Raw genomic sequence first — 13,748 nt, forward strand, 5'->3', positions numbered from 1 at the left:
TAAGAATTGTCATATCTGTAATTCTTACCAAAAAGGAGCCATTTTTTACCAAAGCCACAAAGTTTTTTACACTACCACTTGTTGGGTTAATGACTTCGGGCAAAGGATATTTTGTCGCTCCCCTCGTGGGAGCGTGGATTGAAACTACCTCATCCCATGTGTGGTATTCGTTGGCCGGGAGTCGCTCCCCTCGTGGGAGCATGGATTGAAACCTTTGTCAAAAGAGATAATTCCGAATCTATCGGCGTCGCTCCCCTCGTGGGAGCGTGGATTGAAACACGCAGGTTGGCTCCATACAGGTTGGCTCCACTGTCGTTCCCCTCGTGGGAGCGTGGATTGAAACTATGAACTTCCCATTAAACGAACCATCTTCAGTAGTCGCTCCCCTCGTGGGAGCGCTTTTTTGCGCCTGTTTGTCCATGGAGATTCCAACGATTTTATTTCGGCACAGACCATGTTCCTGCAGGAGAAAACCGAATTTTATTTATCGGAATAAGGTGATTTCACCTATTATTTTTGCTTCGGTGGTTGGGAAGGTTAAGTCATTGTCTGATATTATATCAGCGCATCGTGGATGCACTCCCTCCCATTAAATCCAAGAATAAATTATTTAATTATGGAACTATACTTAATTGAAATAATTATATAGCGATGATATAATGAGTTAAAAATAAATAAATATTATCTAAAAATATAAAAGAAAACAAAAAGAGGTGATTTAATGGAGGAAGATAAGAACAAAAGGAAACAAGATGACCTCACGAGTTCTGCAGTTTCCGGAGCTTCTTATAAAACGATTCAGACATTTGATGAAGCCACTAAACAGCACTATGTGGCATATTCCGGCGTTGATAATGAAACGGGCAGAACATTAGTAAAAGGGCTCAGATACTGTTAGGAAAATTAAGGAGCAAGCTATGAAAAATCTGAAAAAGTATGTGGTTCTGGGAATGATGAGTATCTGTCTGACAGGATGCAAAGAGGATGAAGTACAGATAGATACAGAAAAAGTCAGCATAGAAACCTCAGGATCTATTCCTGTAATTACGACGGAACCGACAGCTATAAAGCCGGATGAAACAGAAACTGTAAATGTGAGTCTGTTTCCGGAAAGCAGGATAGGTTTTTACAGCAATGGTTACTGGGGGATGGATATTAAGGCGATTGATAATGATGCAAAGACAGTTACTTATGATGGATATGAGTATGCCGTCAGCAGAGAACTGCCTGTTTGTCAGGACAGGACAGCATCCATAGTAGATGCAGATACTTTAATAGCAAGTGATATTACCATTCCGTGGACAGAAAATTCATTTACCCTTACAGGAACCTACGATTCTGCATTTATGAGCAGTGGAGCAGGAAGCGGACATGATTATGAACATGGCCCCGGAACCTATGTGAGATGTGAAAAACCAATCTCTTCGGATACGGCAGGGAAACAAAGCGGTGAGAGTTGGGAGTACATTCTTCCGGACAGCAGCAGATCGTATTTGACGGATGGAGAAATCAGCACTTTGACAGACGATGAATTGCAGATGGCCATTAATGAAATTTATGCCCGCCATGGAAGACGTTTTCAGGATTCGGGGATTCAGGCATACTTTGACGAAAAGAGCTGGTATTTGGGAACAACAGATCCGGATTCTTTTGACGAGTCTGTTTTATCAGATGTGGAACTGACCAATATTCAGGTTTTAAGTGCATATATAGGTGGTTCTTCTGCAGAAGCAGCATCAACGGAAGAGGGAAAACAGTTTTTCCGTAATAAGGAAGGGGATTATACGAATCCTGATACATACCAGATTGTGCGTGTAACCGCTTATGAAAATTCCAGTACATATGATGGACTGCTTATAGTAGCAAAAAATGTAAGAAGCTCACCGGATACAGCCGGATCAGAATACTACAATCTCAGATATGATTCCGGAACTTCTGCAACGATTATTGATGAAAAAAAGGGACAAGTACTAGAGCGGGGTACGGTGGATTTTTATGACGGCGGTATTTATATCACCTGGGATACCGGATACCTGACAGGGGATTATCCGATTGGTGTACCGTGAGGAAGGAAGTTTATCGAAAAAATTTTTACCATTGTGAAAAAATATAGCCACTGGAGTTGGTTCCAGTGGCTATTTGTGTTCTCTCAGAGTCTTTTTTGTGGTAAGGATAATATCTTTGATGATTTGCTTTTCCTGCAGGGAACAGTCCGAAAGCAGATCTGCAATATCCTTTTCGAGATGATTTTCAGCAACAGGAAGACTGTCACAGAGCATATCATCAATGCCTATGTTAAGAGCCGAAGCCAGCTTTAACAGGGTTTCCAGGGAAGGGGCATGTGTACCGTTTTCCAAATGACTTACGCTGGAGGTGGAAGTGTCGATAAGCTCAGCCAGCCTCATTTGAGACAGATGGTTTTTCTGCCGGTAAGATTTTAATCGTCGCCCAAAATCTCTTGAATTGAAAAGCTTATCCATAAAGTGCCTCCTCCATAAATAGTATATTTTCAAATATGGCATATTATGCTAAAATTTGAAATGTAGTATTGGGCAATATATGCTAAATACTAACTATTTGAAAAAATTTTAAAATTTGTAAAACCGATTCCCTCTTTTTGGCGTCTTAGGTGCAGAAGGGAGGGAGCGATATGAGCGAAGAAGATTTTCGGAAACTAATTCAAAGATTTGTTGAACGAGAGCAGCTAAAACCAAGTGTTGCGGAGAAGCTGTTACAGAGGATTTTAAAAATATTGTTTCCGAAAAAGAAAGAGGAAAAAGATGACGGATAGTGTTATTCTAATAGAACAGAGATTGTAAATTGAAAGAGGAAAGAGAGAAAAGGAAAATGAAATGTTATAAATGCAGGGCAGAGGTGCCAGAAGGGGGAAAGTTCTGTTTTCAGTGTGGGGCAGAACAGGGCTTTTCAGAAGAATTAATCAAACGGGCAATTGATGGGGAGCAGGAAGCGATTACAGAGCTTTACAATCGTACTTATAACAATGCTTACTATACAGTTAAAGCATTAATTAAGGACGAGGACACAGCTCTTGATATTATTCAGGACAGCTATGTCAAGGCATTTAAGAGTTTAAATCAACTTCAGGAGGCTGACAAGTTCAGAGCGTGGATAAAGAGGATTTGCCACAATCGTGCAGTGGATTATTTACGGAAAAAGAAGCCCGTAATGTTTTCTGCCATATCTGCAGATGAGGAAAGGGCAGTTGAGTTTGAAGATGACCGGGTGGAAAATCTTCCTGAAGAGATGATGGATCAGAAAGAAACGGGCAGACTTATCAGGGAGATTTTAAATTCTTTATCAGAGGAACAAAGGCTTGTTGTCGGAATGTTTTATTATGAACAGCTTTCGGTAAGAGAAATTGCACAGACCCTTGGAGTCAGTGAAAATACGGTAAAGTCAAGACTGAACTATGCAAGAAAGAAAATAGAAGAGAAGGTTATAAGACTTGAAAAGGAACAGGGAATCAGACTTCACAGCCTTGCTCCGATTCCGTTCTTGCTGTGGCTTTTCAAAAGTCAGGACATTTGGGCAGCCGAGATTCCAAGTCAGGAAATACTTCTTGCCCTACAGGAGGAATGTGTCAGATATTCGAAAGCTGCAAAGGCGGTAAAAACAGGATCGAAAGTGGCAAAAACAGCCGCAAAAACAGCAGGGAAAGGGCTGGCGACAAAGATTCTTGCAGGAGTTGCAGCAGTTGCAGTCTTAGGCGGCGGAGCGGCGATTGCTTATAAGGCGGTGAATCAAAATCAGCCCATGGAACTTCCTGCGGAGAGAGAAGCAGCAGAGACAGAGCCTGTAACGACAGAACCTGCAGAGGAACCAGAGAAGAACGAAGGGGTAATAATGGATGAAATATATTCATGTATGGGATTGGAACACTATGCTCTGGTAGATGGGGATCTGCTTCACTTAGTAGTTACAGGTGATGGGGAAAAGTTCGGATATATATTAGGAAATCTTTCCGAAGAAATCACTGTTCTGGAAGAAGATTATGAGATAGACGAAAACACTATCCGGGTTAAGAATGCCGAGGTGGTACATATTGACGACAAACTGCTTTTTACAGGAGAGGGATTAAACGGAGAGAAGTTTGAGAATGTACCATTTTATATCAAAGGAAGTGAAGAAGCAAAAAGGCTGTTCAATGAATTTGCAGAAATGAATGAAGAAATTCCGGCAGTAACGGTCAGTGATTTCGCAGGATATTATAAAAGCCCGGACACTTCCCTTGGAATCACGATTCAGGTTATTGACGATACAACCGCCGATATTACTCTTGAGAATATTTCTTCTAATGGAGCAAATGCGTTTCATCAGGAAAAGCAGGCTTATCTGGATGGCGATTCACTTATTATGGATATGGAAACATCAGAAGGAGATACGATTACATTTACTCTTGATGATACTTCATTAATCGTTAATGCAAGCGAACATTATCAGGCAAGGGCAAATACTTATATTTCCGGAACCTATTTACCTGCAAGTGAGTCACAAAATGGTGGAAGTGTGAACCTTGATGCTTATGTGGGCGAATATGCGAATGGTCAGGATTGGAACGCTGGCATATTAAATATTGAAAAAAGAGATGAAAAATATCTGTATGTACAGCTTCAAGGCTCTAAAAATCGTGGGGATCAAGAGCTTTCTACTGTTTTCGAGGGAGTTGCCGAACCTGAAAACATTACAGATGAGGGGATTACAATCAACATCAATGGGGAAGATGTGAATTTAATTAAAACAGATTTTGGATTTAAGTTAAGCGTTCCACAATCCCTGAGAAATCAGCTTGGCTTTGATTCCTATTTATATGATAATGAATACCTTTCTACAGCACCGCAATAGAAGGATATTCAGAATTTGAAAAATTTTAAAAATCTTTAAAACCCAGTCTGAGGTTTTTACGTCTGGGAAGTATAAAAACAAAACAGATACAGGAGAGAAGAAACATGGGAAAAGAATTATTATCTGCAAAAGCATTACGTTATGTGATACTTATCGGAGCAGGAGGTGAACACTATGATTGGTAAATTATTTTCGGTATTCTTATGGATTATGGGGATTTTAATTATTGGTTTACTTGCTGAGAAATGGATGGATAAAAAGGGAAAAGGCAAAAATGTAAAAAACATAAACTACTATCTTAAACGCGGGAACTCCCTTCCGGCAGCAATTTTAAAGGCGGTTGCAGCAGGGTACATATGGTTATTTAAAGTACAATTAAAAATTCTTGGAATCGCCTTGCTTGCCTTTTTTGCTTCCGGAGACGGAAATCTTACCCCGGAAGAAGAGGAGGAAGAGGAAGAAGAAATATTAAGGCGGCAGCAGGAACAAAGACGTATGGAAGAAGAGTTGTACTGGAGACAGGAAGAGGAAAACTATCGGATGTAAAGTGAAAATCCGGCGCTGCTGTCTGTCAGCACTTCTGATTTAACAAGAAAGGAGAAAAGAAAATGAGAGAAAAGTCGAATAAATATTTTATTTTATCGGGGATTTTGACAGTTCTGTGTATGGGACTTCTGACAGGATGCGGAGGTTCCGCGTCTATAGCACTGATGGACTATGTAACCGTAGAGTTCAGCGGGGTAGACGGAAGAGGAACAGCGGTATTAAACGTGGATCATGTAAAGATGGAACAGGACATGGCAGGCGATGATGACGGCGATATTTCCAAAGAAGAGCTTGAAAAGATCGCACAGTTTACAGAATTTGAGTTTTCCATTAATTATGAGCTGGATAAAACAGAAGGACTTTCCAACGGCGATACCGTGACTGTAACTGTTACCTATGACAAAGATCTTCAGAAAGAAAGCGGTGTAAAAGTAAAAGGCGACACCTCTGAGAAATTTAAGGTTGAGGGATTAAAAGAGCCTGTTGAAGTTGATGCATTTGATAACAGTGTATGGAATACAGAAAATGGAGTGAAGGTTTCTTTTGACGGAGTCGCTCCCTATGGAACCCTTTCCATTGAAAACAACTGTGACAGCAGCGCTCCCCAGTCCTATGTAGAGTACACAGCCGATAAGACAAGTGAACTGAAAAATGGAGATACCATTGCTGTTACAGCAGGCTTAAAACCTGGTGCAGAGGACGAAGGTTATGTTTTAAAAGAAACCGAAGCTACAATTACGGCAGAAGGATTGGACTCCTATGTAACAGATGTATCGATGCTTGGGTCAGAAGATGTAGGGACACTGGAAGATAAGTTAAAGGAGGAAATTCGTGCAGAATATGTTGATGCATTTAATTTCTGTACGGCTGACGGACAAAGCATTACCATTCTGGGGGATGATGCGGGAACATTTGGAGAACCGACCTTTACAGGAAAAGGTTATGCAGCAGTCTCAGACGGAAGTTTTGTTCAGACGATTTTTATTTTCAATATGGATGTAAGTGATGTGACGCTGTATTCCTGGGATGGAGTTTATTATGACACCCCACAGACAAAAACGTTCTCAGATATGTATGGATATTGTGCAGTCAGGGATTTAAAAGTTTCTCCTGACGGAAAACTTATTACAGGAGAAGAGAATTATACAGAAGTCAGTTATGAATTATTTGAAACAGAAGATGTGATGAAGAATCAACTTACATCTTTATATGGAGAATTAACGGAGGGAACCTTTGCAAAATAAAAGGGAATGAAGAACAAACAAAAAGAAAGAGACATGCCAAGGTGGTGACGGGTATTCGTCCTGTTTGTTATTGTTGACTTTAAGTAGCATTTTTGCTAAAATGAAAGTGTTCACTTGCATGGAGGTGATAATTTGGACGAAACAAGCCAGAAAATTGTTGACGCTGCTATGACACTGATACGAGATAAGGGATATGTTGCTACTACTACGAAAGAAATTGCACGAGTGGCAGGTGTAAATGAATGTACATTATTTCGTAAGTTCAAAAACAAGAAAGATATTGTTTTACAGGGTGTAAATCAATCGCAATGGAGAGCAAATGTCACGCCAGAAATCTTTGAAAATGTGAAATGGGACTTACAGGCAGATATAGAAATGTTTATGAGAGCATATATGGATAGAATGACACCAGATTTTGTAAATCTGTCCATTGGTTTAAGAGCGCCGCAATTATACGAAGAAACAGCTTCTCTTATCATGAAAGTTCCGCAAGCTTTTTTATCGTCATTTACAGAGTATTTGAAAAAGATGTACGAAAAAGGGAAAATACCAAAGGCGGATTTTGATGCTTTGGCGATGACTGTTTTTTCTTCTACCTTTGGCTTTGCTTTTCTAAGTGCATCCTTTGGAAAAGAATTGTCTAAAATAGAAAAAGACGAATATATAAAAAACAGTGTGCAAATGTTTGTAAAAGGATTGAGATAGTTAAAACGGTACTGCCTATGGTAGTACCGAAAAAAATAGGCGTTATGCAAGCAAGTACACGCATACAATATGGAGGTATTTATGATAGAAATGACAGGTGCAGAATTGTTTGTAAAAGTATTAAAGGAAGAACAGGTTACTACCTTGTTTGCTTATCCTGGCGGACAGGCGATTGACTTATTTAATGCACTTTACGGAGAAAAAGACATAGATGTGATTTTACCCCGCCATGAGCAGGGACTAATTCATGCGGCAGACGGGTATGCCCGTTCCACAGGAAAGGTTGGTGTCTGCCTTGTAACAAGTGGACCGGGAGCAACCAACCTTGTTACAGGTATTGCCACCGCAAATTATGATAGTGTTCCGATGGTGTGTTTTACGGGACAAGTACCGACGGGGCTTATTGGAAATGATGCCTTTCAAGAAGTTGATATAGTCGGCATTACGAGAAGTATCTGCAAATATGCCGTAACAGTACGGAAAAGAGAGGATTTGGCGGAAACTATAAAAAAGGCTTTCTATATTGCAAAGACAGGAAAGCCGGGAGTAGTTGTTGTTGATTTACCCAAGGATATTCAAAGAGCTTATGGAAGTGATTTTTACCCGAAGGAAATTGCAATCAGAGGATATAAACCGAATACTTCCGTACATATGGGGCAAATAAATAAGGCTTTGGAAATTTTGAATAATGCCCGTAAACCTGTTTTTTTAATAGGTGGAGGTGTAAATATTGCCCATGCTAATAAAGAAATGACGCAGCTTGCAGAATTGACAGGTGTACCCGTTATTACAACCATTATGGGAAAAGGAGCAATTCCAACAACAAACAGCCTATATGTAGGAAACATAGGCATTCATGGGAGTTATGCTGCTAATTCTGCCATTAGCCATTGCGATGTTTTATTCTCAATAGGAACACGCTTCAATGACCGCATTACAGGTAAGATTGAAGAATTTGCTCCCAAAGCAACTATTGTTCATATTGACATTGATGCAGCATCCATTTCTCGGAATATTGTTGTTGATATTCCTATTGTAGCTGATGCAAAAAAAGCAATATGGGCGTTGCTCGAAAAAGCAAAACCGCTTCATATTGCAGAATGGACGGATGAAATCAGTAATTGGAAAAAACAATATCCTATTGATATGGGCGAGAATGGTCTAACACCGCAAATGGTTATTAAAGCAATAAATGAACTGTTTACAGATGCTATTATCGCTACAGATGTAGGACAAAATCAATTATGGACAACCCAATTTCTTGATATTGGCGAAAATAAGCAAATGCTGACATCAGGCGGTTTGGGAACAATGGGATATGGATTTCCTGCCGCAATCGGAGCGAAACTCGGAAATCCGCAGAAAGATGTTATCGTTGTATCTGGCGATGGTGGGATGCAGATGAACATCCAGGAGATGGCTACTGCTATCGTATATGAATTGCCTATTATTATCTGCATATTGAATAACGGGTATTTAGGTAATGTTCGCCAATGGCAGGAAATGTTTTATGACAAGCGTTATTCCAGCACCTGTATGCGGTATCGTAAAAGTTGTGAAATAGGTTGCAATACTCCCCAAAAATGCTGCCCAGAATATACACCAGATTTTGTAAGATTGGCAGAGAGTTATGGAGCTAAGGGCATTCGTGTTACTAAGGCTCAAGATATAGAAACGGCTTTGATAACTGCAAAAGCAAATAAAAAAACACCTACAATTATTGAATTTATCATAGATAGAGAAATCAATGTTATGCCGATCGTCCCGCCGGGGAACTCTCTTGAGGATATGATTTTGGAAAGCGAGGAAAGCTCAAAATGAAAAAGAGATGGACATGTTTATTTGTAGAAAATGAAATAGGCGTACTTGCCCGTGTTTCGGGATTATTTTCTGGAAAATCTTATTTGTTAAGGTTAATCAGTGTTTTGATAATGATATAACGGAACTATTTCGGATTTCAAAAGTCTTTGGAGTTTCTGCTGGAGGCAGTATTGCGATTGAAGCAGTTAGTATTTTTGAAAGATAATTACTGCTTTATGAAAAGTTAAAATGAAGCAAAGAAGCTAAGTATTATGTCCATTATGCAAGAATAAAGCTTGATTGAAACAAATAATTTGCATACAACATCCATCAAAGAACTGGGAGCATAAACTCAGAAACGATGAACTTGTAATTTCTAACCTCTTGACTTATACTATCAATGATAGTAATATTAGTGATAGCAAAATGGAGGTGGAAATATGTCATCAATAGATTTGGTAATACTTGGTATGGTATTGGAAAAACCGCAGAGTGCCTACGATATACAGAAAGATGTGGAGTATCATCATTTTTCCAGATGGACGAAGATAAGTGTTCCAACAATATACCGAAAGGTTATCCAACTTAATGAGAAAGGGTATTTGCAAAGCAATATTGTTAAAGGCGATAAATTTGCAGATAAAGCTGTTTATTCGATTACGGATAAAGGAAAGGTATATTTTAAGGAACTACTGACCTCGTATGCTTCTCAGCCTGTTCCTCTACTTTTTGATTTTAATGGTGTAATTACAAATCTAAATAAAGTAGATAAAACGGAAGCTATGGAATTGATTGCTCAATTAAGGAGTTCTATACGAACTTCAATTCAATCCAATGAAAATTATGCTGCTGAATATGCCAATATCCCACTTGTAGGCAGAACAATTTTTGAGCAGCAACAGCTATTATATTCTTCTCTTTTGGAATGGCTTGATAATTTTGAAAGCCAATTTATAAGTGAATAATTGTATGGCAATAAAGAGTAGTTTAACAATTATGTTTGAAGCCCCATTTTGGATTGGGTTATATGAGCGATATGATGATGGCAAATACGAGGTGTGCAAAATTACTTTTGGGGCTGAGCCAAAAGATTATGAAGTATATGATTTTCTTTTGAAGAATTGGAAAAAACTAAAATTCAGTCCCCCCATTAAGTCTGAAATAGTGGAGGAAAAGAAAATCAATCCTAAGCGTTTGCAGCGTGAGATCAATAACCAACTCCAAGATAGAGGTATTGGTACAAAGGCTCAGCAAGCTCTAAAATTGCAGCACGAACAGAATAAACTTGAAAGAAAAACAAAAAACCGAGAACAACGGGAAGCTGAGAAAGAACGACAGTATGCTCTACGGCAAGAAAAGAAAAAAGCAAAACATAGAGGGAGGTAAATTGTTATGACTCCAGAGTGGATACTTTGTCCCAAATGTGGAAATAAAACTCGTAATAGACTTAGAAGTGATACTGTACTTAAAAATTTTCCCCTATACTGTCCGAAATGCAAGCAGGAAAGTTTAATTGAAGCAAAGAATTTGCATATAACTGTCATTAAAGAGCCAGACGCACAGACGCAGAGCCGATGAATTTGTGAGTAATCACAATTATTGGCTCTGCGTTTTCAATGAAAACCCTTTTACAATCTTGACGTTGTAAAGATTTTGGGATATAATATAGACAGTGTAAAGATTGGAGAACATTTATGGAAAAAAAGCCTTATCATCATAAAAATTTGAAAAATGATTTGATAGAAAAAGGAATTGAATTGGTGAATAGAAATGGGATCAATCAACTTTCTCTCCGTAAGGTGGCACAAGCTTGTGGTGTAAGCCATGCTGCACCTTATAGTCATTTTTCTAATAAAAAAGAATTGCTTCAAGAAATGCAATTACACATCACAAAAAAGTTTACGGAGGTGCTTGAAAATACAGTTTCTCAATATAGAGGAACACCTATGTTTTTGTTGGAATTTGGAAAAGTATATGTTTCTTTTTTTATAAGGCACCCGCAATATTTCAATTTTTTATTTCAGCAGGGGAATATACAAATTAATTTGGATATTGAGAAAGATAATGAAAGCGATTATCAACCGTATTTGATTTACAAACAACAAATACTAAAACTACTTGCTGATGCCAATATGACGCAAAGTAAAAAAGAAGATTTGATAGTTGCATTATTTGCTTATGTGCAAGGTCTTACGACCCTTGCAACAATGAAGAATGTTCATTACGCATACAAATGGGAAGATAAACTGGCAGATTTAATCGGAATCTTTAATTGTGAGTTTTAGGAGAATTTATGGTTGGAATTTATTTAAGCGGTACGGGTAACACAAAGTATTGCATTGAAAAGTTGGTATCCCTTATTCATTCATCTGTCAAAGTTATCCCTATGGAAAGTCCCGAAGCTATTTCAGAAATTCAGCAAAATGAGGAAATTTATATAGGGTATCCTACACAGTTTTCTAATGCTCCATATATGGTGCGTGACTTTATTAGAAAAAATGCTGACATATGGAAAAACAAGAAAATACTATGCATTGCGACAATGGGGGCTTTCAGTGGTGACGGTGCAGGCTGTACGACAAGAATGTTAAAAAGGTATGGAGCAACTATTTTGGGGGGAATACATATTCATATGCCGGACTCTGTTTGTGACAGCAAATTATTAAAAAAGACAATGGATGAAAATCGTCGTATTATAGCACTGGCAGATAGAAAAATAGAGAAAGTGGCTTTGCAGATTATAAATGGAGATTATCCAAAAGAAGGTATTACGCTGATTTCACATATCATTGGATTATTGGGACAAAGACTTTGGTTTTACAAAAAAACAAAAGGCTATTCTGATAAGTTAAAGATTAACAATAATTGCAGTGGTTGCGGAAAATGTGTTTTTGTATGTCCAATGAAAAATCTTATATTACGAAATAAGGAAGTTGTGCCGAATGGTCGCTGTACAATGTGCTATCGCTGTATCAGTCTATGCCCTCAAAAGGCAATTACTCTTTTAGGAAATGAAGTTATAGAACAATATAGAATAGAAGATTATAGATAGAATTATTCCCCTGTTTTGATATAAGTAAATTTAGGGTAAGCAGCTTGTATCGAGTAGAAGGTAATATTCGAAATAAATGGAGTTGGATGATTTATGAATTCAGAATGGATAATATGTCCAATATGTGGCAATAAAACCCGTGACAAAATTAGAGAAGATACAGAATTGAGAAACTACCCCCCTTTATTGTCCGAAATGTAAGCAGGAAAGTTTGATTGAAGCAGAGAATTTACATATAACTGTCATCAAAGAGCCAGACGCTTTAGACGCAGAGCCGATGAACTTGTGAGATACATCACTGTTCATCGGCTCTGTTTGTAATGTTACACTTAATAGTTTGATAGATTTTCGATTATCTCTTTAGAAGTTCTTATATGCCGGTATAGCCCATCACTTCGGGCTTTTCCGGCATTTTCGATGGTGGAAGATACTCACGTTTCCTCTCATAACCCCTCACGTCTTTGCTATGGGAAGTAGTAGAAACGGTAGTAAAATCGCCCGTACTACTAAGCCGCAGCCTTGGCTGCCTCCGTGGTTCCCTCGGTGGTTTCCTCGGTGTTCTCCACGGTGGTTTCCGGCTTCGCTTCCAGCCGCTCCATTTCCGCCTGGGCGGAATGGAATGTGGCGTGGGCGTAATAGTTCAGCGTCATAACGATGTTGGCGTGTCCCATGATGTACTGCAACGCCTTGGGGTTCATCCCGGCGTTTGCCATCCTTGTGCAGAATGTGTGCCTCATGGTGTGGGGCGTCATTACCGGCGGCAACGGCTCCTGGTGACACTTGTTGAATTTCTTGGCAAGGCACTTAAACATGGCGTCATAGTTGACGGCCACTTTCGGCAGGCCGTCCCGGTTCAGGAACAGGAAATCCTTGTACCCGTCAACCTCTATGGCCTTTCCGCCTCGCCGGTTCTTCACTACTCGCTGGAACGCTTCATACGCGGCTGCGCTCATTGGCACCTGCCGAAAACCGCTGTCCGTCTTGGGCGTTTCGATGTAGTAGCCGTCCTCGGTGCTTCTCAAAAGCTGGTGGTCTACATTGATAAAACGCTGTTCAAAGTTCAGGTCGGTTTCGGTCAGTCCGCAAAGTTCAGAAATCCGAAGTCCTGTTTCCAGCAGGATTAGCACCTCGTCATAATATTTGGAATACACGGGGTCGCCCTGCACGAAGTCCAGAAGTTCTTTTTCCTGCGCTGGGGTCAATGGCACCTTGGGTTCGGTATCGTCGTTGATTACCTCGTTGATCTGGAAGTCAAAGGGGTTCTTGCGTATGCAATCGTCCTGGATAGCCATGTAAAAGATGGCTTTCAGGGAACGCTTGCTGTTGCAGATGGTGTTGTAGGCAACACCCTGTTCCTGCATACGCAAGGCCCATTCTTTCGCGTCGGACAGCCTCACACTGTCAATGCTGGCCGCCCCCAACTTGTCGTCAGAGAGAAGTTTCATCAACTGCTGGCGGCTCTTTTTCGTCCCCCGCTTCACATTTCCCCGCTGCCGGATGTACTTGGCATAAAGCTGGCAGACCGTCATTTTCTTGCC

Annotated in this window: 15 protein-coding genes and 2 pseudogenes; 15 read left to right on the forward strand and 2 right to left on the reverse strand. The window is 39.7% G+C overall.

The window, feature by feature from the left end:
• Positions 1-721: 721 nt before the first annotated feature.
• Positions 722-898, forward strand: coding sequence for a hypothetical protein (locus B5F53_RS20030; RefSeq protein WP_162610651.1), 177 nt, complete (start codon positions 722-724; stop codon positions 896-898).
• Positions 899-917: 19 nt separating this feature from the next.
• Positions 918-2,066 (forward strand): YARHG domain-containing protein, encoded by a 1,149-nt coding sequence (locus B5F53_RS18670; RefSeq protein ID WP_087226881.1) that lies wholly within the window; start codon positions 918-920, stop codon positions 2,064-2,066.
• A 69-nt stretch (positions 2,067-2,135) separates the two neighbouring features.
• Here the strand turns inward: B5F53_RS18670 and B5F53_RS18675 are convergent, their stop codons facing one another.
• The gene (locus tag B5F53_RS18675) at positions 2,136-2,480 is read right to left on the reverse strand and encodes a helix-turn-helix domain-containing protein (RefSeq protein WP_087226883.1); all 345 of its coding nucleotides are present in this window, start codon (positions 2,478-2,480) and stop codon (positions 2,136-2,138) included.
• 170 nt (positions 2,481-2,650) lie between these two features.
• Here B5F53_RS18675 and B5F53_RS20035 point away from each other — a divergent pair, with 170 nt between their 5' ends.
• The 13 genes and pseudogenes from B5F53_RS20035 (at position 2,651) to B5F53_RS18735 (ending at position 12,499) form a co-directional block, all read left to right on the forward strand.
• Complete coding sequence (locus B5F53_RS20035) at positions 2,651-2,791, forward strand: hypothetical protein (protein WP_162610652.1); 141 nt, start codon at positions 2,651-2,653, stop codon at positions 2,789-2,791.
• 56 nt (positions 2,792-2,847) lie between these two features.
• On the forward strand, positions 2,848-4,863 hold the full coding sequence (locus tag B5F53_RS18680; RefSeq protein WP_140398284.1) for a sigma-70 family RNA polymerase sigma factor: 2,016 nt from the start codon (positions 2,848-2,850) through the stop codon (positions 4,861-4,863).
• A 174-nt stretch (positions 4,864-5,037) separates the two neighbouring features.
• Entirely contained in the window at positions 5,038-5,409 is a 372-nt protein-coding gene (locus B5F53_RS18685; RefSeq protein ID WP_087226887.1) for a hypothetical protein, read from the forward strand.
• 62 nt (positions 5,410-5,471) lie between these two features.
• The gene (locus B5F53_RS18690) at positions 5,472-6,653 is read left to right on the forward strand and encodes a hypothetical protein (RefSeq protein WP_087226889.1); all 1,182 of its coding nucleotides are present in this window, start codon (positions 5,472-5,474) and stop codon (positions 6,651-6,653) included.
• Positions 6,654-6,785: 132 nt separating this feature from the next.
• On the forward strand, positions 6,786-7,358 hold the full coding sequence (locus tag B5F53_RS18695) for a TetR/AcrR family transcriptional regulator (RefSeq protein WP_087226891.1): 573 nt from the start codon (positions 6,786-6,788) through the stop codon (positions 7,356-7,358).
• Positions 7,359-7,439: 81 nt separating this feature from the next.
• A complete protein-coding gene (gene ilvB, locus B5F53_RS18700) occupies positions 7,440-9,179 on the forward strand; it encodes a biosynthetic-type acetolactate synthase large subunit (RefSeq protein WP_087226893.1) in 1,740 nt (579 codons plus the stop codon).
• Positions 9,176-9,283, forward strand: a pseudogene (locus B5F53_RS20890) (acetolactate synthase small subunit); the annotation flags it as partial. The gene ilvB and the pseudogene B5F53_RS20890, both read left to right, overlap by 4 nt.
• A 315-nt stretch (positions 9,284-9,598) precedes the next feature.
• The gene (locus B5F53_RS18710; RefSeq protein ID WP_087226895.1) at positions 9,599-10,123 is read left to right on the forward strand and encodes a PadR family transcriptional regulator; all 525 of its coding nucleotides are present in this window, start codon (positions 9,599-9,601) and stop codon (positions 10,121-10,123) included.
• 4 nt (positions 10,124-10,127) lie between these two features.
• Positions 10,128-10,544 (forward strand): YjdF family protein, encoded by a 417-nt coding sequence (locus B5F53_RS18715; protein WP_087226898.1) that lies wholly within the window; start codon positions 10,128-10,130, stop codon positions 10,542-10,544.
• Between the two features lie 6 nt (positions 10,545-10,550).
• A complete protein-coding gene (locus B5F53_RS18720) occupies positions 10,551-10,736 on the forward strand; it encodes a cysteine-rich KTR domain-containing protein (protein ID WP_087226900.1) in 186 nt (61 codons plus the stop codon).
• A gap of 116 nt (positions 10,737-10,852) precedes the next feature.
• On the forward strand, positions 10,853-11,443 hold the full coding sequence (locus tag B5F53_RS18725; protein ID WP_087226903.1) for a TetR/AcrR family transcriptional regulator: 591 nt from the start codon (positions 10,853-10,855) through the stop codon (positions 11,441-11,443).
• Positions 11,444-11,451: 8 nt separating this feature from the next.
• Positions 11,452-12,210, forward strand: a complete 759-nt coding sequence (locus B5F53_RS18730) for an EFR1 family ferrodoxin (protein WP_087226905.1) — start codon at positions 11,452-11,454, stop codon at positions 12,208-12,210.
• 93 nt (positions 12,211-12,303) lie between these two features.
• Positions 12,304-12,499 (forward strand): annotated as a pseudogene (locus tag B5F53_RS18735) (cysteine-rich KTR domain-containing protein).
• Between the two features lie 217 nt (positions 12,500-12,716).
• Here the strand turns inward: B5F53_RS18735 and B5F53_RS18740 are convergent.
• The coding region (locus B5F53_RS18740; protein WP_087226907.1) for a tyrosine-type recombinase/integrase at positions 12,717-13,748 on the reverse strand (1,032 nt) is incomplete at its 5' end.

It is taken from the genome of Blautia sp. An249 (assembly GCF_002159835.1).
In the GTDB taxonomy this organism is placed as follows: Bacteria; Bacillota; Clostridia; order Lachnospirales; family Lachnospiraceae; genus Blautia_A; species Blautia_A avistercoris.

What these genes read in the sequence shown, in the direction of transcription:
- B5F53_RS20030 (WP_162610651.1), top strand. Translation starts at nt 722, where the DNA reads ATGGAGGAAGATAAGAACAAAAGGAAACAAGATGACCTCACGAGTTCT.
- B5F53_RS18670 (WP_087226881.1), top strand. Translation starts at nt 918, where the DNA reads ATGAAAAATCTGAAAAAGTATGTGGTTCTGGGAATGATGAGTATCTGT.
- B5F53_RS18675 (WP_087226883.1), bottom strand. Translation starts at nt 2,480, where the DNA reads ATGGATAAGCTTTTCAATTCAAGAGATTTTGGGCGACGATTAAAATCT.
- B5F53_RS20035 (WP_162610652.1), top strand. Translation starts at nt 2,651, where the DNA reads ATGAGCGAAGAAGATTTTCGGAAACTAATTCAAAGATTTGTTGAACGA.
- B5F53_RS18680 (WP_140398284.1), top strand. Translation starts at nt 2,848, where the DNA reads ATGAAATGTTATAAATGCAGGGCAGAGGTGCCAGAAGGGGGAAAGTTC.
- B5F53_RS18685 (WP_087226887.1), top strand. Translation starts at nt 5,038, where the DNA reads ATGATTGGTAAATTATTTTCGGTATTCTTATGGATTATGGGGATTTTA.
- B5F53_RS18690 (WP_087226889.1), top strand. Translation starts at nt 5,472, where the DNA reads ATGAGAGAAAAGTCGAATAAATATTTTATTTTATCGGGGATTTTGACA.
- ilvB (WP_087226893.1), top strand. Translation starts at nt 7,440, where the DNA reads ATGATAGAAATGACAGGTGCAGAATTGTTTGTAAAAGTATTAAAGGAA.
- B5F53_RS18710 (WP_087226895.1), top strand. Translation starts at nt 9,599, where the DNA reads ATGTCATCAATAGATTTGGTAATACTTGGTATGGTATTGGAAAAACCG.
- B5F53_RS18715 (WP_087226898.1), top strand. Translation starts at nt 10,128, where the DNA reads ATGGCAATAAAGAGTAGTTTAACAATTATGTTTGAAGCCCCATTTTGG.
- B5F53_RS18720 (WP_087226900.1), top strand. Translation starts at nt 10,551, where the DNA reads ATGACTCCAGAGTGGATACTTTGTCCCAAATGTGGAAATAAAACTCGT.
- B5F53_RS18725 (WP_087226903.1), top strand. Translation starts at nt 10,853, where the DNA reads ATGGAAAAAAAGCCTTATCATCATAAAAATTTGAAAAATGATTTGATA.
- B5F53_RS18730 (WP_087226905.1), top strand. Translation starts at nt 11,452, where the DNA reads ATGGTTGGAATTTATTTAAGCGGTACGGGTAACACAAAGTATTGCATT.